Origin of the sequence: Paenibacillus sp. J23TS9, assembly GCF_018403225.1 — a bacterium.
Taxonomy (GTDB): domain Bacteria; phylum Bacillota; class Bacilli; order Paenibacillales; family Paenibacillaceae; genus Paenibacillus_AQ.
Map to the genome: position 1 here is coordinate 1 of NZ_BOSG01000010.1, position 20,036 is coordinate 20,036.

Genomic DNA, 20,036 nt, shown 5'->3' on the forward strand with positions numbered 1-20,036 from the left:
TTATCCTAAAAAGTTTTCCGTAGGGAAACTTACTTCGGAAGCGTTACGCTTTGCAACGGAGTAAGGGCTACGGAGACCATTTCTAAACACGCAAATTCGTTTCGTATCTAGTTTTCAGGTGATCAAAACACTTGAATATGATATCTTTATGTATATACAGCGATATGCTTGGAGAGATACCCAAGTGGCTATAAGGGGACCCTCTGCTAAGGGGTTAGACTGCGTAAGCGGTGCGAGGGTTCGAATCCCTCTCTCTCCGCCATCTGTATACCATATAAGATATATAATATTTATGGCGGTGTAGCTCAGCTGGCTAGAGCGTACGGTTCATACCCGTGAGGTCGGGGGTTCGATCCCCTCCGCCGCTACCATACATATTTTGGAGGCTTAGCTCAGCTGGGAGAGCATCTGCCTTACAAGCAGAGGGTCGGGGGTTCGAACCCCTCAGCCTCCACCATCATATGCCGGTGTAGCTCAATTGGTAGAGCAACTGACTTGTAATCAGTAGGTTGGGGGTTCAAGTCCTCTCGCCGGCACCACCTGAATATTGCGGAACCGTGGTGTAGAGGCCTAACATGCCTGCCTGTCACGCAGGAGACCGCGGGTTCGAATCCCGTCGGTTCCGCCATTTATTCTAAAATGCATTTCCACAAGAAAAAGTGGGAAGAGTAACATCGACCACTTTATTTTTTTTGTAAGGCTCGGTAGCTCAGTCGGTAGAGCAGAGGACTGAAAATCCTCGTGTCGGCGGTTCGATTCCGTCCCGAGCCACCTTATATGGAGGCTTAGTGAAGTGGCTAAACACGGCAGACTGTAAATCTGCTCTCTACGAGTTCGGTGGTTCGAATCCATCAGCCTCCATCCGTTTTATGAGCCATTAGCTCAGTTGGTAGAGCACCTGACTTTTAATCAGGGTGTCGAAGGTTCGAGTCCTTCATGGCTCATCCAAAAGACCATTAACCTTACGGTTGGTGGTCTTTTTGCTATTTATATATGCTTTTTTAGATGAGGGAATGAATGCTGGATTAAATCATTTTAACGATTTTCGGAATTTGGTGCGTAATATGATAAAATAGGAAACAAAAACGGCAAAGTGGTGGATGTCATCGATGGTGGAGATGGAGACATTACGTAACAAGTTGGAACAGATTGTGGGAACACCCTTACGCATCAAGCAGTTGACCAAACAGCAATCTGAAAGCGTATATAATCGAACCGAGCGTCAAGAGCCGCCCAAAACTTTAAGCAACAGCGGCGGAATTGCTGAACACAAGCCGATACTGAAAAATTCAGTTGTTGTAGAGGATATGATCTGGTATCCCTTGTACTCCAAAAGCGGACACATATACGTGCTGGAGGCCCCCGTCCGGGAGCTAAGCGGGGAAGTGATGCAGCTGATCGAACTTTTGGTAGCGCAGGTCAGACCAGATGCTGATGAGCCTGGACCCGTACACGGCGATGAGGAACGCGAAAGCCTCCGTTTTAGTTCATGGATTGTAGAGCAATTGGACCAAGAACGTGGAGATAGTGAAATTCCAGACGACCTTGAGCTGAAACGTCGTTTGACAGGTGAAATGATACCTTTTCTGCTTACCTGTGAGAGCGTGCATGCGGCAGATGTAAACCGCAGCCAGCTTAAGAAGCTGCTGAAAAGCTATTTTGACGGAGAAGTTATACTTGTGCCTCTACGCAGCCATGAATGGCTGATTTTAGCCAAAAAGGAACTGGTCATCGGAGCAGGGGAAGATAAGGAAGAGGAAAACTCCGATTCTGAAACGGACATGCTGTCAGCCTTTTCGCTGGGGTTATATGAACTGATCGCTAACGAGTGGGTCGGAACCTTCCATTTATCGGTGGGGACTCCCTTTTCACCGGCCAAGTGGCTGGTTTCCATGGTAGCCCTCCTTAAAGAAACCATTTTTCTGGGACGTACCTTCCATGTTGCTGAGCATGTTCATTTTCCGTGGGAACTTTTACTGGAGAGGTTGATCTACAGCATCCCGGTGGATCAACGTAGGCTGTTTTTGGAGCAGGCTGGTGATCATGGAGTGTTATTTTCCGATAATGAAACCCTGTCTACACTTGAAACCTTCTTCCAGCTTGACTGCAACGTGAGCGAGACGGCAAAACGCTTATATATTCACCGTAACACTCTTTTATACCGGCTGGATAAGATCAAACAGGAGACCGGACTGGATGTCAGAAGCTTTGGAGACGCGGTTTTAGTGAAGCTGACGATGTTATTGTATAAAGTAACGAAAAGAAAATAGGTTTTTTGTGCAGTTTGTGTATAGCCAGTCTGCGAGATGTTGGGTAATATAGTATTATAAAAATGTATTCGATTTCATAACATATACTTAAGGGGGCAAATCTCATGGCAGGTGTACGTTTAGAGCATATTTTCAAAAAATATCCGGGTTCCGACAAAGCAACAGTTATTGATATCAGCCTTGATATTCAAGACAAGGAGTTTCTGGTACTGGTAGGTCCTTCCGGTTGCGGTAAATCTACAACTCTTCGTATGATCGCCGGTTTGGAAGAGATTTCCGAAGGCAAACTTTATATCGGTGACCGCGTTGTAAACGACGTTGCTCCTAAAGACCGCGATATCGCGATGGTATTCCAATCTTACGCTTTGTATCCCCACATGAACGTATATCAAAACATGGCATTTGGTCTGAAACTTCGTAAAGTGAAGAAAGACGAAATTGACAAACGTGTACGTGAAGCTGCGAAAATTCTCGATATCGAGCATTTGCTTGAGCGTAAACCAAAAGCACTTTCCGGTGGTCAGCGTCAACGTGTTGCCTTAGGCCGCGCTATCGTGCGTGATCCGCAAGTCTTCCTGATGGACGAACCGCTTTCCAACTTGGATGCTAAACTTCGCGGTCAAATGCGCGCTGAAATCACGAAACTGGTTAAGCGTCTTGAAACCACTTGCATCTACGTAACACATGACCAAACAGAAGCCATGACCATGGGTGATCGTATCGTTGTAATGCAAGACGGTATCATTCAACAGGCTGCTTCTCCAGAGGAGCTGTACAACAGCCCTACGAACCTGTTTGTTGCTGGTTTTATCGGTTCCCCGACGATGAACTTCATCACAGGAACCCTGAGCGAATCCAATGGTGCTGTACGTTTCCGTTCCCAAGGACTTGACGTTGAAGTACCAGGCGGTAAAGCACAAACACTGAAGAGCAAAGGTCTGATTGGTAAAGAAGTTATCATGGGCGTGCGTCCTGAAGATATCCACGAAGAGCCAGTATTCATGGAAGCTTCTCCGAACACCATCTTCACTTCCCACGTAGATGTTACAGAGAACCTTGGCCATGAAATGCTCCTCTACCTGAGCGGCATTGGCAATGACACTGTAATCGCTCGTGTAGACGGACGTTCTAATACTCGTGAAGGCGTTAGTGTTCGCCTCGCCGTTGATATGAACAAAATTCATATCTTCGACAAAGAGTCTGAACTGAATGTATTGTTGACGGACTAATACAGGCGGTATGCCTGAAAACCAAAGCCGCCCCTTAAGGGCGGCTTTTTTATTGGGTGTTAAAGGATTCAGGGGTTCACTTTGCGGAGATTGCATTCATTGGAAATTTCATTTACGATGAGTACATTGGATTCGTTAGAATCGTCTCGGACAGCAATAAGGCTGGATTCTGAGCCAATCGGACAGAAAGGGAGACATGGCATGGCTAAAAAGGTTAGAGTAGCAGAATTGGTACAGCAATTTCAGCTGGAAGTAATATCCGGAGAACAAGGCTTGAAACGTATTATTACAACCGATGATTTGAATCGACCGGGTCTTGAGATGGCCGGTTATTTTGATTATCATCCCCAAGAAAGGGTGCAGCTGCTAGGAAGAACGGAGCTGGCCTTTTTTAGCATGCTTACGGCGGAGGAACGCAAAGAGCGCATGGAGCGTCTATGCAGTGAGGTTACTCCCTGCATCGTTGTGACACGCGGTTTGGAAGTTCCAGAGGAGCTTGTGAAGATCAGCCAGGAAAAACAGCTGCCTGTGCTGCGAAGCAGTATGGCTACAACGATTTTACTCAGCCGTATTACAGGATTTCTGGAAAGAAGATTAGCACCGACAACGACTATTCATGGTGTGTTATGTGATGTGTATGGAGTCGGAATGCTTATTACCGGAAGCAGTGGCATTGGTAAGAGCGAAACTGCACTGGAGCTTGTTAAACGGGGACACCGACTTATTGCCGATGATGCGGTTGAAATCCGTCAAACGTCGGACAGTCAGCTGCATGGCACAGCTCCCGAGCTGATCCGTCACCTGCTGGAGATCCGCGGTGTTGGCATTATCAATGTTATGACACTGTTTGGCGCGGGAGCCATCCGTAACAATAAACGGATAACCCTTGTCGTCAGGCTGGAGGCTTGGCAGCAGGATAAGCAATATGATCGCCTAGGTTTGGATGAAGAGACAACAAGAATTATTGATACGGATATTCCGCTGGTTACGATTCCGGTTCGTCCAGGACGGAACCTTGCAGTCATTATTGAAGTGGCTGCCATGAACTATCGGTTGAAGCAAATGGGCCTTAATGCGGCTCTGCAGTTTACCAACAAGTTGACGGCTACCATTGCGGAAGACATGGAAGATATGGATTAGGAGAGTGAAAAAATGGCCACATTGCTTCTCAATCCGATCGCATTTTCGATTGGATCCCTGTCCGTGCACTGGTACGGCCTCATATTGGGGTTCGGTGCACTGGCAGGACTCATGGTGGCAATTCGTGAAGGCAAGCGATTCGGTATCAATCCCGAGTTCTTCATGGATATGCTTCTGCTCGGGGTGCCTTCAGCCATTATCGGCGCGCGTATCTATTTTGTAGCATTCAAGTGGGACGATTATAAAGATCATCTGGTAGATGTATTTAAAATATGGAACGGCGGGATCGCCATTTATGGCGCATTGATCGGTGCCATTATATGTGCCGTCATCTACTTCCGTTATAGAGGCTACAATTTCTGGAGAATTGCGGATATATGTGCTCCTGGTCTTTTGACTGGGCAAATGATCGGACGCTGGGGCAACTATGTGAACCAGGAAGCTTATGGTGGACCTGTCGCAGAGTCTTTCCTTCGGGACAAGCTTCATCTTCCGAATTTCATTGTGGATCAAATGAATGTCCAAGGTGTTTTTCACCATCCGACATTTCTATATGAATCATTATGGAGCCTCGTGGGCATTATTATTTTGTTCATTCTCCGCCGTCAGCGGTTCTTACGTTCAGCGGAGCTGTTTCTGTCTTACTTTATCTGGTATTCGATTGGACGGTTCTTTATTGAGGGACTCCGTACGGACTCTCTGGCCTTTATCGGCCCGAACTGGCTCGCATCGCTGATGAATGGACTGTGGAAACCGATGGAATGGATGGGATTCGAGCATGGTGAACTTGATTCAGCCTATGGTAATGTACGGATCTCCCAGCTGCTTGCAATCTTAATTATCATCATAGCTATTGTTATGATCATCGTACGCCGCGTAACGGGGAAAGCGGAGGCTCGTTATTTGGATCCGATATATTCCACCAAGACGAGTCCAGACAATGTTCCTGAATCTGACGCTGTACTGGAAGAAAAACCTGCAGTACAGGAAGTAACCCGCACAGAGCCTTTACCTACTCAGGAAACAGAGGATGCGGAGGACAAAAAGGAGTAAATTCAGCATGATTGATACCATATTATTTGATTTGGACGGAACGATCATAGACACCAATGAACTGATTATCACCTCATTTATGCATGTACTGGAGAAACATCAACTGGCGTCATTGACACGGGAACAAATTATTCCGAAAATGGGCGCGACGCTGGAGCAACAGCTGCAGCAATTTTCCGGATTGGGGGATATCACCACACTAATGACGTCATACCGCAGCTATAATGATGTCCATCATGATGACATGGTGAAGCTGTTCCCTCAAGTGGAGGAAGTTGTGCAGCAGCTGCATGCAAGAGGGATTCGCCTCGGTGTGGTAACAACGAAGAACAAACCCGGCACGATCCGGGTATTGGACATGTTCGGCCTTCAAAAATATATGGGAGCTGTCATTACGCTTAATGATGTAGAACATCCCAAGCCCCACGCGGAACCGATACTAAAAGCTGTTGAACTGCTTGGAGCAGATCCTTCCCGGACGTTAATGGTGGGGGACAGCCCTATGGATATTCAGTCGGCGAAAGCCGCCGGTGTCCGGTCTGCGGGAGTGGCTTGGTCATTGAAAGGCGAAAAAGCGCTGCTGGAACATAAACCGGATTACATGCTGCATGATATGAATGATGTATATACGCTGTTAGAACAGGAGTAAGCATGGTGAGAAAAGTGACACGGCATCCGGTGGAAGGGCCAAACGCGCTTTGGCAGATCTACAAGACCGTCAGCCCCTGGAAAGGGGTTAAAAACTTCATTTGTATCCAGGTGGCGCGGTACTGCCCGGTTCTTCCGCTAAAAAACTGGATATACCGTCATCTGATTGGCATGAAGGTCGGTGAGCATACAGCCTTTGGCCTGATGGTGATGGTCGATGTGTTCTTTCCGGAAAAGATTACGATTGGGAATAATTCAATCATTGGATATAATACGACCATTCTGGCGCATGAGTATTTAATTCATGAATACCGGCTTGGTGAGGTCATCATCGGAGATCATGTACTGATTGGCGCAAACACCACCATATTGCCGGGTGTAACGATCGGTGATGGAGCTGTCGTTGCTGCAGGGGCCGTCGTGCATAAAAATGTGGCTGCAGGAGCTTTTGTTGGAGGCAACCCGCTCAGAGAACTAAGTAAGAATAAAGAAGATTCTACGGAAGAAATGGATAACTAGCAAAGTACCTTTTCATCAATGAAAATTGAATAGTTTAACTACTAGAGGATCATATCCAGGAGCGCTCAGACATCATGAGAAAAAAAGAAAGAATATATGAACTCGACGTTTTCCGTTCATTTGCCATTATGGCCGTACTTACGATTCACGCAACTTCACAGACATTGGTCGAGACGAAGGGAACATCGCTGTATATTCCATTTCTGTTTTTGAATACATTCAGCAGCTTTGCGGTGCCTGTCTTTATATTTTTAAGTGGCTTTGTTCTATTCTACAATTATATAGACCGTCCCCTGAATCGAGGGCTCATTAAATCCTTTTATGGTAAAAGGCTGCTCTATATTCTAGTTCCTTATATGGTGTTTACCGTGTTCTATTTTATATTTCAGCTATACAGGCGTGATCAGTTGGATATGCCCTTTACACAAATGCTGCATGAATTCGGACAGGACTTGGCCAAGGGCACAGCATATACCCATCTTTATTATGTCATTATCATGCTGCAGTTATATTTGATTTTCCCCTTGTTGTTGGGATGGTTTAAAAAGCAGCCCGGCATCCGGCCGTGGATTTTTCCTATTGGTTTGATTCTGGAGTGGTTGTATATCTATATCAATAAATACGGTTTTCATTTACCCAGCCAAAGCTACGCCGGTCAGCATTTGCATTTAGGTCTACCGAAAGGCAGCATTATCATTACCTATCTGTCCTATTTATTTTTAGGGGCTGGAATAGGCATGTATTATGATCAGTTTAAAAAATGGATCGAGGTATCTCTCAAGGGATTCAAGTCAGGAAAGGGACCCATTTGGGTTTTTATCTGGATCCTGTGGATTGCAATCGGAGTACTGCATACTGCCGTTTGGTATCGATACAATACGGTAGGAAGCAGCCTGAATACAATGGATTATGAGCTTCTAAGAAACGTGCATGCTTTGTTGTCATGTATCGTTCTTTGGCATATATCCTATGCGATCTATTATTATGGCCCACGCTTCGCGCGGCTTGCTTTGACCTCAATGGGCGCATGCTCTTTCGGCATATTTTTATTGCATCCGTTTCTATTGTATTGGTATCGGTATTTTATCAACGGAGGCTCTACCTTGAAATATGCTATAACGATCGCAGGGGGCTGGGTGGTAGCCCTCGGTCTGTCTTGGATTGTGGTGTACCTCGCTTTTAAGTATGTAAAAGGATCATGGTTGTTCTTTGGGTCAAACCCATTCCAATCTAAAAAGAAAAAAGCCGCCGAGAATTAACATTTCCGGTGGGTTAAAAAAATATGTATGGTTGAATGATTTATAAAACTTCCGTTTTTCATCGGGCGCCGCTTATGATCCACAATGTTGGAATTCATGGGCGGTGTTTTTTAAAATAAACTAAGCTTATCTTCATTGACGGGCACTTCAAGAGCATGTTAAAATATCAAAATATACTTTACTTTATTAGCAAGGTACCACTTTAATAAAATAAAGCATCTCGGAAATTTTAAATGAGTTTATAACAAAAAAACAACTTACTAAACATAAATGAGGTGAGATTGGACGTGTCGAAACCAAAAGGTTTTGAAAAACCGGTCGGTGTCCGGGACTATGTGCCGTATGCCGTCGACAAGCTGCGCGCGATTGAGCGCAATGTACTCGATTGTATGAGCCGCTGGGGCTATCGTCAGATTATGACACCTACGATGGAATTTTACGAAACGGTGGGCGTAGCCAGCTCTACGTCAGACCAAAAGCTGTTCAAGCTGCTGAATAACCGCGGCACCACATTGGTGCTCCGTTCGGATATGACTGCACCGATTGCGCGGGTGGTATCTTCGCTGCTCAAAGAGGAGCCGCTGCCGATCCGTCTTTCGTACCACGCTAACGTATTCCGGGCCTTTGAAGAGGAAGCCGGGCGGGAAGCTGAGTTTTTTCAGACGGGTGTTGAACTGGTTGGCGATGATTCGCCGGAGGCTGACGCCGAGGTGGTGGCGCTTGCCATCGAATCACTGAAAGCGGCAGGGGTTGCTTCTTTTAAAATTGCGATGGGTCATGTCGGATTTCTGAACGGATTGTTTGAGGAAGCGTTATCTGGCCGTGGCAATGAGCAGCAGGCTTTGAAAAAACATCTGCTGGACCGTGACTATGTCGGATTCCGCAAAGCGATCGGAGATCTTGCCGTTAACGACGAGCAGCGGGAAGTACTTGAAGGTATTTTACGGCTACGGGGTAACAAGGAAATTTGCGATCAGGCTTCGGAGCTGAGCAGTCACCCGCTGGCACAAGCTTCGATCAGCCATCTGTGCAAGGTTTGGGAAGTACTTGAGGCGTATGGAGTTTCTGAGCATGTCCTGATTGATCTGACTATGATCGGTGACTTCTCTTATTATACAGGGATGACGTTTGAAGGTTATGCAGCTGAGCTTGGTTTTCCGGTATGCAGCGGCGGAAGGTATAATAATCTGCTGCGTCAGTTTGGCCGGGATGTGCCAGCTACAGGCTTTGCACTAAAAACAAACCGGATTCTTGACGGTGTTAAAGGGGCTGTGGATGAAGAAAAGCATCCCGTCCTGATCAGATATACTTCAGCACAGCGCCGGGAAGGACTTGCGCGGGCAGCTGAGCTAAGAGAACAGGGCAGAGCAGTGGTAACGCTGCTCATTCAACAGGAGAGCGAGAGCCTGAATAAGCCCGATGGAATGTATGACCGAGTAGAGACATTCTCCTAAGGGAGTTCGAGCAGAATCATAGATTTCCTCTAAGCATTAGGGATCAGCATGAACTGAAGACTATAAGAAAAATAAGGAGGGAGTACGTTGACGGAGACATTGAAGGTAGCTATGCCGAAGGGACGGATCTACAAAAAGGCAGCGAATTTATTTCGTGCTGCCGGACTGCCGATTCCGATAGAGGTGGATGAGACACGCAAGCTGGTGATTGCATTACCTGAGCTCGATATGGAGTTTATATTGGCTAAACCCGTGGACGTACCAACTTATGTGGAATACGGGGCAGCAGATATCGGAATTGTCGGCAAAGATGTGCTGATGGAGGAAAACAGGGACGTATACGAGCTGCTCGATCTGGGAATCGCCAAATGCCGAATGTCGGTAATCGGACTTCCGAACTGGCAGCCGGGGATTCAGCAGCGGGTGGCAACCAAATATCCGAATGTGGCATCCCAGTATTTTCGTGAGCAGGGTCAGCAGGTGGAGGTAATCAAGCTGAATGGCTCCATTGAATTGGCACCGTTGATCGGTCTCGCCGACCGCATCGTTGATATGGTGGAAACCGGACAAACGCTGAAGGAAAACGGACTTGTCGAGATGAATCAGATATTTGAGATTACAAGCCGTCTGATTGCCAACCGGGTGAGCTACCGGATGAAGAACGGACAAATTCAATCGCTGTGCGACCGTCTTCAGAAAGCTCTTGCCACCGAGGTGTAAGTCATAGACCAGGCCTATGTCGAACGGAAGACAGATGGAGAGAGCGAGGAGAGAAGCGAATGAAAGTTGTATCTTTACAGGACTTTGATCTGCAGAGAGAAGTGGATTATGGGACTCCGGAGCAAAATGCAGTGGTTAAACAGATAGTAAGTGACATCAGAGCTGAAGGAGATGCAGCTCTGCTTCGTTACACCAAGGAGTTGGACCGTACCGAGCTCTCCGCCGGCATGCTGCGGGTCACGAAAGCCGAGCTGGATGCAGCTTATGACCAAGTGGAGGAATCTTTTATCCAGGCCATCTCGGCTGCAGCTCATAACATCCGTGCTTTTCATATGCGGGAGAAGCGGAATTCATGGATGGATATGCAGCCGGACGGAAGCATTCTGGGCCAGATTATCCGGCCGCTGAAGCGCGTGGGTGTTTATGTTCCCGGTGGCAAGGCTGCATATCCCTCCTCCGTACTAATGAACGTCATCCCGGCTCAAGTGGCGGGTGTACCCGAGATCGTCATGGTTACACCGCCTTCAACCGGCGGAGCGGAAGGGATTAATCCCTATATTCTGGTTGCGGCTGCAGAAGCGGGCGTGCATGAAATATATCGTGTCGGGGGTGCGCAAGCCATTGCTGCACTGGCCTATGGTACGGAAACGATCGCTCCGGTTGATAAAATTTGCGGACCTGGCAACATTTATGTAGCACTTGCCAAACGCGAAGTTTATGGCGCGGTCGACATTGACAGCATCGCTGGACCGAGTGAAATCGTCGTTCTAGCGGATGAGACGGCTGACCCTGAATTTGTCGCTGCAGACCTGCTCTCGCAGGCAGAGCATGACGAAATGGCATCAGCCATTCTGGTCACCCCATCCCGTGAGCTAGCAGAACAAGTATCTTCCGAGGTTCAGCGCCAGCTGGAGCTTCTGCCTAGACGCGAGATTGCTTCTGCTTCCGTTAAGAACTACGGAGCTATTATTGTTACGGAATCGCTGCTTGAGGGAATCTCGGTAGTCAACCGTTTGGCACCGGAGCATCTGGAATTGATGGTCGCCGATCCGATGTCACATGTGGGCCTGATCGAGAATGCAGGCGCAATTTTCCTTGGCGCATACAGTTCGGAGCCTGTAGGAGATTATTTTGCCGGACCGAACCACATTATCCCAACGAATGGCACAGCAAGATTCTCATCGCCGGTGGATGTGGATGATTTTATTAAGAAATCAAGCATGATTTACTATAGTAAGGAAGCCCTGATGAAGAACGGAGCGGCTATTATGGAGCTGGCACGAGGTGAAGGGCTGGAGGCGCATGCACGGGCAATCGAGGTCCGGCTTAAACGGGAAGGGAAGGCAGGAGAAGAAAATGGAATTTAATCAGGAGAACAATACACGAAGTGCAAGTATCAGCCGCAAAACGAATGAGACCGATATCAAGCTGGCCTTTTCCGTAGATGGAACCGGCGTTTCGGATCTGGAGACGGATGTACCGTTTCTGAACCATATGCTTGATCTGTTCACGAAGCATGGACAATTTGATTTGAAGGTGCAGGCTCACGGAGATATTGAGATCGATGATCATCATACGGTTGAAGATATCGGCATTTGCCTTGGTCAGACGCTGCGGGAAGCTCTTGGGGACAAAAAAGGCATCAAGCGCTATGCGAGCGTCTTCGTACCGATGGATGAAGCTCTGGCTCAGGTTGTGATCGATATCAGCAACCGGCCGCATTTTGAATATCGTGCACAGTACCCATCGGCTCAGGTAGGCAGCTTCTCCACGGAGCTTGTACATGAATTTCTCTGGAAGCTTGCGCTCGAAGCACGGATCACGCTTCATGTCATTGTGCATTACGGACAAAATACGCATCATATGATCGAAGCGGTATTCAAAGCGCTTGGCCGTGCGCTTGACGAAGCGACCTGCATCGATCCGCGGGTGACGGGGGTTCCATCGACGAAGGGAGTGCTGTAAGTGGCGATCGCGATTGTAGATTACGGCATGGGCAATCTGCACAGCGTGAGCAAGGCCGTGGAGCGTCTCGGGGTCGAGGCGCTCGTTACGGGCGACCGTGCGGAGATCATGAAGGCTGACGGCATTATTTTGCCCGGCGTAGGTGCCTTTGGCGATGCCATGGAGCATCTGCGGGAGAGCGGGCTGGGCGATGTCATGAAGGAGGCTGCGGCCGCAAAGAGACCACTGCTTGGCATTTGTCTTGGGATGCAGCTCTTGTTTGGGAGCAGCGAAGAGCATGGACAGCATGATGGGCTTGGCATTTTACCGGGCAAGGTCATCCGTTTTAAGGACGGCGATTATAAGGTGCCACATATGGGCTGGAACCGTTTGGAATTCCTTCAGAAAGACAATCCGCTGTTAACGGGACTTGCGGAAGGGCATGTCTATTTCGTGCATTCTTATCATGTTCTTCCGGAAGTGAAGTATGACCTGATCGCGGTAACGGATTACGGACAACCGATTACGGCGATTGTCGGCCGCGGTTCTGTATATGGCATGCAGTTCCATCCGGAAAAAAGCGGGGAGCTCGGCATGGAGCTGCTTGGGCAATTCTTGAAGCTATGCGGCGAACAGAAGAACAATCAATAATTGAAGCAGTCACAACACTAAATATCAGGCTAGATGCAGTTTGTGGCTTAAGCCATGAAATAGGGAAGCGGGGGAGTCATTCGATGTCATCATTCATCATCTATCCGGCCATTGATATCCGCGGGGGCAAATGTGTCCGGCTGATTCAAGGAGATTATAATCAGGAAACAGTTTATAACGACAGCCCTCTGGCGGCTGCCAAAGCATGGGAAGATCAAGGCGGTTCTTATATCCATCTGGTGGATCTGGACGGTGCCAAAGCCGGACATCCAGTGAATGACGAGGTGATTGGGGCTATTGCCTCCGGTGTCAACGTTCCGGTTCAGGTTGGAGGCGGGCTGCGGACCGTTGACGATGTCAAGCGTCTGCTTTCCCTTGGTGTGAATCGCGTCATCATTGGTACAGCAGCTATTGAGGACCGTGCGTTTACAGAAGAGGTGCTCGGCACCTACGGTGACAAAGTGGCAATTGGCATTGATGCCAGAAACGGATATGTGGCGACACGCGGTTGGCTGGAAACCTCCGAGGTAAAGGCTGAGGAGCTTGCCAAAGAGCTGGCTTCCAAGGGTGCAGAAACCTTTATCTTCACGGATATTTCCCGGGATGGCATGATGCAGGGCCCTAATGTGGATGCAATCGTGGCTTTGGCTAAAAGCAGCGGACGAACCGTCATTGCCTCCGGAGGCGTTAGTGTGATGGATGATCTGGTTAGGTTGAACCAGTATCGTCAAGAAGGCGTTGGCGGTGCCATCGTCGGCAAGGCTTTATATACGGGCAGTATTGACCTGGCTGAGGCAGTAAGAACGCTGAAATAAATGATTCTAAAATAAGATCAATATTACAATGCGAGTGTCCCAAAGCGATCGTAAGCGGAACGGACAAATTAAAAGGCTTTTGGAGCAGGAGGAAATGCCATGCTGGCAAAACGCATCATCCCATGTCTGGACGTAAAGGACGGCCGGGTGGTTAAAGGAGTCAATTTCGAGAATTTGCGTGATGCGGGAGATCCGGTCGAACTGGCGGCACTATACGACCGGGAGGGCGCTGACGAGCTGGTGTTTCTGGATATTTCAGCTTCTGTCGAGGGCCGGCAAACGATGGTGGAGGTTGTACGGAAAACAGCCGGTGAAATCGCTATTCCGTTTACGGTTGGCGGAGGAATCTCTCAGGTCGATGATATGAAAAGAATTCTACGCGCCGGTGCCGATAAAATCGGCATCAACACGGCGGCGGTGCTTAATCCGCAGCTGATTGCAGATGGAGCACGCCGTTTCGGCTCGCAGTGCATTGTTGTGGCCGTGGATGCCAAATATAACGAAGCATGGGGCGAATGGGAAGTTTATACACATGGCGGACGCAAGGCATCCGGGATTCATGCGCTCGAATGGGTGCGGAAGGCGGAAGCATTAGGAGCCGGTGAGATTTTACTGACAAGTATGGATGCCGATGGCACCAAAGACGGCTTCGATATTTCGCTGACATCAGCAGTAGCGGATGCAATCCGGATTCCGGTGATCGCTTCGGGCGGAGCGGGAACAAAGGATGACTTTGTCGAAGTATTTACGGAGGGAAAAGCGGATGCGGGGCTTGCAGCCACCATCTTTCACTATAAGGAAATTTCCATACAGGAACTGAAGCTGGACTTAAAGCAAAAAGGGGTTGAAATCAGATGAATGAACAAACGAAGCTAGAATCACTGGAGCAGGCGCAGGAGAAAATCGCCTTTGACGGGGAAGGACTTGTCCCTACAATTGTTCAGGATGCAGCCAGCAAGGAAGTACTGATGATGGCTTATATGAACAAGGAATCCCTTAAGCGCTCGATTGAAACCGGCGAAACCTGGTTCTGGAGCAGATCACGTCAAGAACTGTGGCATAAAGGGGCTACCTCTGGCAACACGCAAAAGATCGTCTCTGCACACTATGATTGCGATGGCGATACTCTACTGTTTCTGGTGAAGCCTGCAGGACCGGCCTGCCATACTGGCGAGCAGACCTGCTTTTATCGCGGAATTACTTCCCCGGCACTGGCAGAAAAAGGGGCTGGAGAGGATACTGGCCTGGAAAGACATCGTTTTGCGGTACTGGAAGAGCTCGAGCAGGTCATTGCCCAGCGCGAAAAGGAACGTCCGGAAGGCGCCTATACCACCTATCTGTTTGATAAAGGCGTTGACAAAATCCTGAAAAAGGTCGGGGAAGAGACGGCTGAAACGATTATTGCCGCCAAGAACAAGGACAATGCCGAGCTGCGACTTGAGGTTAGTGACCTAATCTATCACCTGCTCGTTCTGCTGCAGGAGCGCAAGCTTCCGCTGGATGAGGTTATGGCTGAGCTGGACCGACGCCATGAGCGTCCCCGCAGGGATTAGGAGGCGAGCCAAGTATGCTGATTGATTATCACACGCATCATGTCCGCTGCGGTCATGCGGTTGGAGAGCTTGAAGAGTATGTACGCCGCGGCATAGAGATCGGACTGGGCCAAATTGGCTTGTCTGATCATATGCCGCTGCTTCACGTTGACCCTTCCCGCTACTATCCGGAAATGGCCATGCCGATGGATGAGCTTCCACGCTATGTGGAGGAATGTCTGAAGTTAAAAGAGAAATATAAGGGACAGATTGATATACGATTAGGCCTCGAAGGGGATTATATAGAGGGATGGGAAGAAGCGATAGAGCGGATCGTAAAAGCCTATCCTTGGGATTATGTCATTGGCTCCGTCCACTTCCTTGGAGAATGGGACATTACAGATCACCGGCAGACCCAGGGCTGGGAGGGCCGCGATAAACTCGAGGTCTATCAAACCTATTACGATGCCATTCAAAAAGCGGCTGCGACCGGTTTCTATGATATCATGGGCCATCTGGACGTCATTAAAAGGTTCGGATATCATCCGGGCGTGGAAGCTATGGATGAAGTAGAGGCTCTGGAAAATGCCGCCCTCAACGCCGTAGCCAGAAGCGGTGTTGCGATGGAGCTGAATGCTTCCGGACTGTCCAAGCCATGCGCAGAGATGTTCCCATCGGAACGGATGCTGCGAGAGGCATATCGGCTGGGCATTCCCCTTACGGTCGGATCGGATGCGCATGATCCAAAGAAACTCGGTGGAAACCTGGACCGTGCGCGGGCAGCATTGTGGGAAGTTGGATTCCGCGAACTGGCGGTGTTTGAGAAGCGTCAGAGAACAATGATGCCTCTGGAAGTCTAAATTAAACGGGTATCAGGAGGAGCATATGCAGCATAAGGTGCGTATTTTTTCCGGGTCATCCAATCCCTTGCTGGCTGAGAGCATGTGCGAGAAGCTGGGAGCGGAGCTGGGCAATATTACGTTATCCCGCTTTAAGAGCGGTGAGATTTACGTAAATTATGAAGAGAGCATCCGCAACTGTGATGTGTTCATCGTACAATCCCTTTCACATCCGATTAATGAGATGTTTGTTGAGCTGCTGGTCATGATTGATGCGGCGAAGCGCGCCTCGGCACGTACGATCAACATTGTCGTTCCATACTATGGATACGCCAGGCAGGAGCGGAAATCAGCACCACGTGAGCCGATCTCCGCCAAAATGGTAGCTGATGTCCTGACGACTGCCGGAGCCAACCGGGTTATTACGATTGACCTGCATGCGCCGGCGATCCAGGGTTTTTTCAATATCCCTGTTGATCATCTGACAGCGCTGGACTTGATCAGCCATTACTTGAAGTCCTTAAACCTGGCGAGTCCTGTCATCGTGTCCCCTGATGCAGGACGGGCCAAGACAGCCGAAAAGCTGGCTAATCATTTGGATTCTCCGTTTGCTATCATGTTCAAGAAGCGTCCCGCCCATAACGAATCGGTGATAACACATGTTATTGGGGATGTGGAGGGAAAGACACCGATCATTATCGAGGATATTATCGATACCGGGTCAACGATCGTCAATGTGGTGGAGAGCCTTAAAGAGCGCGGCGCAGCGAAGGCAATCATCTGTGCGACTCACGGGCTGTTCTCAGGAAATGCGCTTGAGCGCTTGAGCCACTCCCATATCAGGGAGATCGTGGTTACTGACTCGATAGCGGTTCAGGAGGGACAGCATGACCGGCTCAAAGTGTTATCTGTGGCCCCAATGCTGTCCGCAGCTGTAAGAATTATCATGGAGGGCGGATCGCTTGCCACCATGTTTAAAGACGCTGGAGTATAGTGCTCCGGCGTCTTTTTTTATGATATTGAATCTACAGACATGAACTTATAGTCCGTAAATAATAGGTTGATGGACAGTATTTATATAATAGATATTGCCTTAGATGCACAATAAAAGTTATGGTATACTATTCTGGATAGAAAAATGATTCATTTTATATAGATGAAACTATGGTTTCGCTTTGATAGAATGTTATATGCAACTTAAGGGAGGTGCCTTGCTTACATGGAGGAAAATCATTTGCAGGCTGAGGACCTACAACATAAAGTAATACCCATTCATATGGATGCCAATTTCTTTTTTGAACGTGCCGTCCGGTCACTGGACCGCCTTCATTATGATAAGGCATTGAAATATTTTCGCAAAGCTGTTGAATATGAACCGGAGAATCCGGTGAATCATTGCAATATGGCGGGTATATTATCAGAGATGGGCGATTATGAAGGTTCAAACGCCGTCCTTGCCGATATTTTGGAGCATGTCGATGCTTCTATGACGGAATGCTATTTCTATATGGCCAATAATTATGCCAATATGGAGAATTTTGAAGAAGCCGAACAGGTGCTGATCAAGTACTTGGAAGAGGATCCCGCAGGCCAGTTTCTGGACGAGGCCGAGGAAATGATGGAGCTGTTCCAATACGAGCTGGAGCGTCCGGTCAAGCTGAACCGGATTCGCAGCCGCGAAGGCATGGTGGAACACGAAGATGCACGGGCGCTGATGGAAGAGGGAAAGTTCTCACAGGCAGCCGAACTGCTGGAACAGATCGTGGAGGAGCATCCGGATTTTCTGGCAGCACGCAATAATCTGGCGCTGGCTTACTATTATATGGGATTGTTCCATAAAGCCAAGACTACGATCGGTGAGGTGCTGGAGCTAGAACAAGGCAATATTCACGGTCTGTGCAATCTGGCGATATTTTACCAGCATGAAGGGGATACTACTTCTTTGAATCCTCTGCTGGAGCTGCTTGAAATCACGGTTCCCTTCCACCAAGAGCATGTATTTAAGCTGGCTACCACAATGGGCATTCTGGGTAGACATGAGTCAGCCTACGGGCATTTCCGCCGGCTTCTGAAGGATGAGGAAGTGAACGGGGATCCAAGCCTTTATCATTATACCGCCGTGGCTGCTTTCAACAGCGGGCGCTACAAAGAAGCAGAGCGGTACTGGCGTCAGGTGAAAAAACTGGATCCCGCATCGGATATTCCCCGCTTTTATCTTGCACAGCTGGAGGAACTTGATTGGTCAGGCACGCAGCGGGTAGAGCTGAGCTACCACTACCATCTGCCGTTCGAGGAGCAGCTGAAACGTTGGGAGCAGGATGAAACCGAGCTTTGCGAGGAGATTAAGACCAATCCGCTGATTCGCTCTTCGTTTTCCTGGGCGCTTCGTTATGGCGACAAAGGAACCAAGCTGCAGGTTATTCGTGCGCTTGGCTGGCTTGCCGACGAAGAGGTGAAGGAGACGCTGGAAGCTTTCCTGAAAGAACCGGATGAGCCGGCAGAGTTGAAGGATGAAGCCCTGCGTGTTTTACAGGAGATGGGGGTAGGCGGCTCTGCTCAAGCCATTTTAGAGGTGAGTGCTTCTTCTGCTTCGATTATTGCAGAAACGCAGGCGGCCTATGAATATCATGGCGACGACTCCGTTCAGGCAGTTGTAGATCAAGCGCTAAAGCATATGGACGCGAAGGCGGACCGCGAGCAGAAGAATCATCTGCAAAATTTATGGGCCCAGTTCCTGGGCAAGCTGCATCCCGATACGCCGATGATCCGTCAGACAGAGGGATGGTCTGCGGCATTGGAGTACCTAACGGCCAAGCAGCACGGCAGCTCTTTGACTTATCAGGAAGTGGCACAGCGCTACGGGGTTTCAGTCTCAACGGTAAGCCGTTATGTGAAACGTATCGACAGTGTATGTTCGCTCAAGGATGAAAAGGATGATATTTTCCGTCCTTTTACAGAAAACATATAATTTTATAAAAGATGACCTGCTTAAGGAGGCTAATGATATGTACAAATCAATCGTAATCGGAACGGGTCCTGCAGGACTTACGGCAGCCATTTATCTGGCTCGGGCGAATATGCAGCCGCTTGTAATTGAAGGCATGCAGCCCGGCGGACAGCTGACCACGACCACGGATATTGAGAACTTTCCTGGTTTTCCCGATGGTATTATGGGTCCTGAACTGATGGATAATATGCGCAAGCAGGCTGAGCGCTTCGGCGCAGAGTTCAAAACCGGCTGGGTGGACAAGGTGGATTTCTCCAAACGCCCATTTAAGCTGACTGTGGAAGGTATGGGCGAGATTGAAGCTGAGTCTGTGATTATTTCGACCGGTGCTTCTGCGAAATATCTTGGAATTCCAGGGGAGCAGGAGAATATTGGACGCGGCGTCAGCACTTGTGCAACCTGCGACGGTTTTTTCTTCCGCGGTAAGAAGATTGTTGTCATCGGTGGCGGCGACTCGGCTATGGAGGAAGCAAACTTCCTTACCCGTTTTGGTTCCAGCGTAACGTTGGTGCACCGCAGAGAAGAGCTGAGAGCTTCGAAAATTATGCAGGAGCGTGCACGCGGCAATGAAAAGATTATCTGGGCGCTGAACAGAGCTCCACTTGAAGTGGTAGCTGGTGAGAACGGTGTGAAGGGTCTGAAGGTATATAATAACGAAAGCAGACAGGAAGAACTGATCGAGGCAGACGGTGTCTTCGTAGCGATCGGGCATACGCCTAATACCAAATTCCTGGACAGCCAGATTACGACGGATGAGGTTGGCTACATTCTCGTGAAGCCGGGAACAACGGAAACCAATATTCCGGGCGTATTCGCTTGCGGCGACGTGCAGGATTTGCGCTATCGCCAAGCCATTTCCGCAGCTGGCACAGGCTGCATGGCTGCGATGGACTGTGAGAAGTTCCTGGAAGGCAGCATGGTGCATGACTGGAGCGAAACGCTGTAAGTACTAATTT

The 20,036-nt window shown here is 48.8% G+C and carries 19 protein-coding genes and 8 tRNA genes; all 27 read left to right on the plus strand.

Features of this window, described 5'->3' with window-relative positions:
- Positions 1-170: 170 nt before the first annotated feature.
- The 27 genes from KJS65_RS28820 to trxB all read left to right on the plus strand — a co-directional run bounded on the left by KJS65_RS28820 (position 171) and on the right by trxB (position 20,026).
- Positions 171-262, plus strand: a tRNA-Ser gene (locus KJS65_RS28820).
- Between the two features lie 32 nt (positions 263-294).
- Positions 295-371, plus strand: a tRNA-Met gene (locus KJS65_RS28825).
- 10 nt (positions 372-381) lie between these two features.
- Positions 382-457 (plus strand) — tRNA-Val (locus tag KJS65_RS28830).
- Positions 458-463: 6 nt separating this feature from the next.
- A tRNA-Thr gene (locus tag KJS65_RS28835) sits at positions 464-539 on the plus strand.
- A gap of 12 nt (positions 540-551) precedes the next feature.
- Positions 552-628: transfer RNA gene (locus tag KJS65_RS28840), tRNA-Asp, on the plus strand.
- Between the two features lie 70 nt (positions 629-698).
- Positions 699-771: transfer RNA gene (locus tag KJS65_RS28845), tRNA-Phe, on the plus strand.
- A gap of 8 nt (positions 772-779) precedes the next feature.
- Positions 780-861, plus strand: a tRNA-Tyr gene (locus tag KJS65_RS28850).
- A gap of 10 nt (positions 862-871) precedes the next feature.
- Positions 872-944 (plus strand) — tRNA-Lys (locus KJS65_RS28855).
- A 165-nt stretch (positions 945-1,109) separates the two neighbouring features.
- A complete protein-coding gene (locus tag KJS65_RS28860; RefSeq protein WP_213653212.1) occupies positions 1,110-2,270 on the plus strand; it encodes a PucR family transcriptional regulator in 1,161 nt (386 codons plus the stop codon).
- 104 nt (positions 2,271-2,374) lie between these two features.
- On the plus strand, positions 2,375-3,499 hold the full coding sequence (locus KJS65_RS28865) for an ABC transporter ATP-binding protein (protein WP_213653213.1): 1,125 nt from the start codon (positions 2,375-2,377) through the stop codon (positions 3,497-3,499).
- Between the two features lie 201 nt (positions 3,500-3,700).
- The gene (hprK, locus tag KJS65_RS28870; protein WP_136607637.1) at positions 3,701-4,639 is read left to right on the plus strand and encodes an HPr(Ser) kinase/phosphatase; all 939 of its coding nucleotides are present in this window, start codon (positions 3,701-3,703) and stop codon (positions 4,637-4,639) included.
- 12 nt (positions 4,640-4,651) lie between these two features.
- A complete protein-coding gene (gene lgt / locus KJS65_RS28875; protein WP_213653214.1) occupies positions 4,652-5,692 on the plus strand; it encodes a prolipoprotein diacylglyceryl transferase in 1,041 nt (346 codons plus the stop codon).
- Positions 5,693-5,699: 7 nt separating this feature from the next.
- Positions 5,700-6,341, plus strand: coding sequence for a pyrophosphatase PpaX (ppaX, locus tag KJS65_RS28880; RefSeq protein WP_213653215.1), 642 nt, complete (start codon positions 5,700-5,702; stop codon positions 6,339-6,341).
- A gap of 2 nt (positions 6,342-6,343) precedes the next feature.
- Entirely contained in the window at positions 6,344-6,859 is a 516-nt protein-coding gene (locus KJS65_RS28885; protein WP_374706230.1) for an acyltransferase, read from the plus strand.
- 74 nt (positions 6,860-6,933) lie between these two features.
- Complete coding sequence (locus KJS65_RS28890) at positions 6,934-8,118, plus strand: acyltransferase (protein ID WP_213653216.1); 1,185 nt, start codon at positions 6,934-6,936, stop codon at positions 8,116-8,118.
- Positions 8,119-8,405: 287 nt separating this feature from the next.
- Positions 8,406-9,572, plus strand: a complete 1,167-nt coding sequence (locus tag KJS65_RS28895) for an ATP phosphoribosyltransferase regulatory subunit (protein WP_213653217.1) — start codon at positions 8,406-8,408, stop codon at positions 9,570-9,572.
- Between the two features lie 87 nt (positions 9,573-9,659).
- Positions 9,660-10,292: an ATP phosphoribosyltransferase gene (gene hisG / locus KJS65_RS28900; protein WP_213653218.1), complete on the plus strand. Its 633-nt coding sequence runs from the start codon at positions 9,660-9,662 to the stop codon at positions 10,290-10,292.
- 59 nt (positions 10,293-10,351) lie between these two features.
- Entirely contained in the window at positions 10,352-11,659 is a 1,308-nt protein-coding gene (gene hisD / locus KJS65_RS28905) for a histidinol dehydrogenase (protein ID WP_213653219.1), read from the plus strand.
- Positions 11,649-12,257 carry an imidazoleglycerol-phosphate dehydratase HisB gene (gene hisB / locus KJS65_RS28910; RefSeq protein WP_213653220.1) on the plus strand — a complete coding sequence of 203 codons (609 nt, stop codon included), beginning with the start codon at positions 11,649-11,651 and terminating at the stop codon, positions 12,255-12,257. The genes hisD and hisB overlap by 11 nt, the downstream gene beginning before the upstream one ends.
- Positions 12,258-12,887, plus strand: a complete 630-nt coding sequence (gene hisH / locus KJS65_RS28915) for an imidazole glycerol phosphate synthase subunit HisH (protein ID WP_213653221.1) — start codon at positions 12,258-12,260, stop codon at positions 12,885-12,887.
- An 83-nt stretch (positions 12,888-12,970) separates the two neighbouring features.
- The gene (gene hisA / locus KJS65_RS28920; RefSeq protein ID WP_213653222.1) at positions 12,971-13,702 is read left to right on the plus strand and encodes a 1-(5-phosphoribosyl)-5-[(5-phosphoribosylamino)methylideneamino]imidazole-4-carboxamide isomerase; all 732 of its coding nucleotides are present in this window, start codon (positions 12,971-12,973) and stop codon (positions 13,700-13,702) included.
- Between the two features lie 99 nt (positions 13,703-13,801).
- Entirely contained in the window at positions 13,802-14,560 is a 759-nt protein-coding gene (gene hisF / locus KJS65_RS28925) for an imidazole glycerol phosphate synthase subunit HisF (RefSeq protein ID WP_213653223.1), read from the plus strand.
- On the plus strand, positions 14,557-15,255 hold the full coding sequence (hisIE, locus tag KJS65_RS28930; protein WP_213653224.1) for a bifunctional phosphoribosyl-AMP cyclohydrolase/phosphoribosyl-ATP diphosphatase HisIE: 699 nt from the start codon (positions 14,557-14,559) through the stop codon (positions 15,253-15,255). Before hisF ends, hisIE begins: the two co-directional genes overlap by 4 nt.
- A gap of 14 nt (positions 15,256-15,269) precedes the next feature.
- Entirely contained in the window at positions 15,270-16,094 is an 825-nt protein-coding gene (hisJ, locus tag KJS65_RS28935; protein WP_213653225.1) for a histidinol-phosphatase HisJ, read from the plus strand.
- A gap of 25 nt (positions 16,095-16,119) precedes the next feature.
- The gene (locus KJS65_RS28940; protein ID WP_213653226.1) at positions 16,120-17,067 is read left to right on the plus strand and encodes a ribose-phosphate diphosphokinase; all 948 of its coding nucleotides are present in this window, start codon (positions 16,120-16,122) and stop codon (positions 17,065-17,067) included.
- A gap of 225 nt (positions 17,068-17,292) precedes the next feature.
- On the plus strand, positions 17,293-19,041 hold the full coding sequence (locus KJS65_RS28945; protein WP_213653227.1) for a tetratricopeptide repeat protein: 1,749 nt from the start codon (positions 17,293-17,295) through the stop codon (positions 19,039-19,041).
- Positions 19,042-19,078: 37 nt separating this feature from the next.
- Complete coding sequence (trxB, locus tag KJS65_RS28950; protein WP_213653228.1) at positions 19,079-20,026, plus strand: thioredoxin-disulfide reductase; 948 nt, start codon at positions 19,079-19,081, stop codon at positions 20,024-20,026.
- The last annotated feature ends 10 nt before the right edge of the window (positions 20,027-20,036 follow it).

Excerpts from the sequence above, each read along its gene's own strand:
- KJS65_RS28860 (WP_213653212.1), top strand. The coding sequence starts at position 1,110 with ATGGTGGAGATGGAGACATTACGTAACAAGTTGGAACAGATTGTGGGA.
- KJS65_RS28865 (WP_213653213.1), top strand. The coding sequence starts at position 2,375 with ATGGCAGGTGTACGTTTAGAGCATATTTTCAAAAAATATCCGGGTTCC.
- hprK (WP_136607637.1), top strand. The coding sequence starts at position 3,701 with ATGGCTAAAAAGGTTAGAGTAGCAGAATTGGTACAGCAATTTCAGCTG.
- lgt (WP_213653214.1), top strand. The coding sequence starts at position 4,652 with ATGGCCACATTGCTTCTCAATCCGATCGCATTTTCGATTGGATCCCTG.
- ppaX (WP_213653215.1), top strand. The coding sequence starts at position 5,700 with ATGATTGATACCATATTATTTGATTTGGACGGAACGATCATAGACACC.
- KJS65_RS28885 (WP_374706230.1), top strand. The coding sequence starts at position 6,344 with ATGGTGAGAAAAGTGACACGGCATCCGGTGGAAGGGCCAAACGCGCTT.
- KJS65_RS28890 (WP_213653216.1), top strand. The coding sequence starts at position 6,934 with ATGAGAAAAAAAGAAAGAATATATGAACTCGACGTTTTCCGTTCATTT.
- hisD (WP_213653219.1), top strand. The coding sequence starts at position 10,352 with ATGAAAGTTGTATCTTTACAGGACTTTGATCTGCAGAGAGAAGTGGAT.
- hisB (WP_213653220.1), top strand. The coding sequence starts at position 11,649 with ATGGAATTTAATCAGGAGAACAATACACGAAGTGCAAGTATCAGCCGC.
- hisA (WP_213653222.1), top strand. The coding sequence starts at position 12,971 with ATGTCATCATTCATCATCTATCCGGCCATTGATATCCGCGGGGGCAAA.
- hisF (WP_213653223.1), top strand. The coding sequence starts at position 13,802 with ATGCTGGCAAAACGCATCATCCCATGTCTGGACGTAAAGGACGGCCGG.
- hisIE (WP_213653224.1), top strand. The coding sequence starts at position 14,557 with ATGAATGAACAAACGAAGCTAGAATCACTGGAGCAGGCGCAGGAGAAA.
- hisJ (WP_213653225.1), top strand. The coding sequence starts at position 15,270 with ATGCTGATTGATTATCACACGCATCATGTCCGCTGCGGTCATGCGGTT.
- KJS65_RS28940 (WP_213653226.1), top strand. The coding sequence starts at position 16,120 with ATGCAGCATAAGGTGCGTATTTTTTCCGGGTCATCCAATCCCTTGCTG.
- KJS65_RS28945 (WP_213653227.1), top strand. The coding sequence starts at position 17,293 with ATGGAGGAAAATCATTTGCAGGCTGAGGACCTACAACATAAAGTAATA.
- trxB (WP_213653228.1), top strand. The coding sequence starts at position 19,079 with ATGTACAAATCAATCGTAATCGGAACGGGTCCTGCAGGACTTACGGCA.